The sequence below is a fragment of the Candidatus Thiothrix phosphatis genome (genome assembly GCF_035668035.1).
GTDB lineage: Bacteria > Pseudomonadota > Gammaproteobacteria > Thiotrichales > Thiotrichaceae > Thiothrix > Thiothrix phosphatis.
Map to the genome: position 1 here is coordinate 1 of NZ_JAYMYJ010000104.1, position 1,294 is coordinate 1,294.

General features: G+C 54.6%; 3 protein-coding genes. All 3 read right to left on the minus strand.

What is annotated here, in order from left to right; genetic code table 11:
* A partial coding sequence (locus tag VSS37_RS10490; RefSeq protein ID WP_324694997.1) for a PIN domain-containing protein occupies window positions 1-392 on the minus strand: 392 nt, incomplete at its 3' end.
* On the minus strand, window positions 382-612 hold the full coding sequence (locus VSS37_RS10495) for a hypothetical protein (RefSeq protein WP_324694999.1): 231 nt from the start codon (window positions 610-612) through the stop codon (window positions 382-384). The genes VSS37_RS10495 and VSS37_RS10490, both read right to left, overlap by 11 nt.
* Window positions 613-684: 72 nt before the next feature.
* Window positions 685-1,294, minus strand: a 610-nt coding sequence (locus tag VSS37_RS10500; protein ID WP_324695000.1) for a DUF2058 domain-containing protein, incomplete at its 5' end; no start/stop codon positions are given.

Sequence of the window (1,294 nt, forward strand, 5' to 3'; positions counted from 1 at the left end):
TTGCCAATTTGCTGTCCGTGTTGCAGGTCTTCGCTCAGGACAAAAGCACAATCCTGAATTTGTGCGGCTGACAGGATCAGAGAATCCCACCATGAAAAGTGGTGGCTTTCCTGTATCAGCCATGCATTTTCCATGACCGTGCTGTCAACGGCGATGGGGTTCCAAAGCAGCAGGCTGCGGATGTCCGCTTGCGCCTCTTCGCGGGTCAGGCCGGGTTTCAGACGCTGGGTGACGGTCACGTAGAATTCATTCAGGGTCTGGACGCTGATCCTGCCGGAATGCTGTTGCCACAACACAGTGAGCCATTGTAGGGCAACGGCTTGTTTTTCTGCTTCTGATTTGTCTCGTGAATACACCAAGATGTTGGTATCGACAAACACCCTAGCGTTCATAGAGGGATTCCCGGCTGGGGTAGCGCTCGCCTTTGGACTTTAAGGCTTTGGGAGCGCGCGCAAGGAATTGCTGCATGGCAGCCTGATAACCATTTTCTTCTTGCATCCTTCGGCGTAGCAAGACACCCAACAGTTGTGAAATGCTGGTGTTTTGTTTGGCTGCCCACACGCGCACCCATTGGGCAACCTCATCATCAAGGGAAATGGTGACGTTTTTCATGACAAAAACTCCGTGCTACACGAATCTTGTGTTGCATGATAACGTGTCGGGGGCTGTAATGCCATGACGCAACTACCACATCAGGTCGTCCGGGATTTGATAGTCCGCGTAAGGGTCGTCTTCCACCGCTGCTGGCTGGCTGCTGCCGGTATTTTGTACCAGGATGCAGGCGGCGTCGCGCTGGGCGATTTTTTCCGCAACCTGTTTGGGCACGAGTTCGTAGCCGTCGCCGAACCTGACCAGCGCGATCACGCCATAAGCCAGTTGGTCTTGCAGTTTGGTGGTGAGGTAAACCTTCTTGATCGTGTTGCCATCGGCGAACTGATAGGCGATGTCGCCCCGTTTGCGGTCGATGCGGTTCATGTCAATCAATTGGCGGATTTGCGCCTGGATGGCTTTGTGTTCGGCCTGTTCGCGTTGCTGGCGGTTAAGCTCGCGGGAGCGTTCCGCCTGTTCCTGGCGGGCTTGGTCGGCCAGCAATTTGGCTTCGTCGACGATGGCTTCGCCGCTTTTCTGCGCTTTTTTCTTGGCTTTGGCGGTTTTCTGGTGATCCTGCTTGCGCTGTTCGCGCTCCGCTTTGCTGGCTTTGGACTGGTCGATCAGCCCGGCTTTAAGTAGTTGATCCTTGAGTGACATGAACGAACCCGCTTGCTGAAGGAAGGATGGCGGCAGTATACCAAAC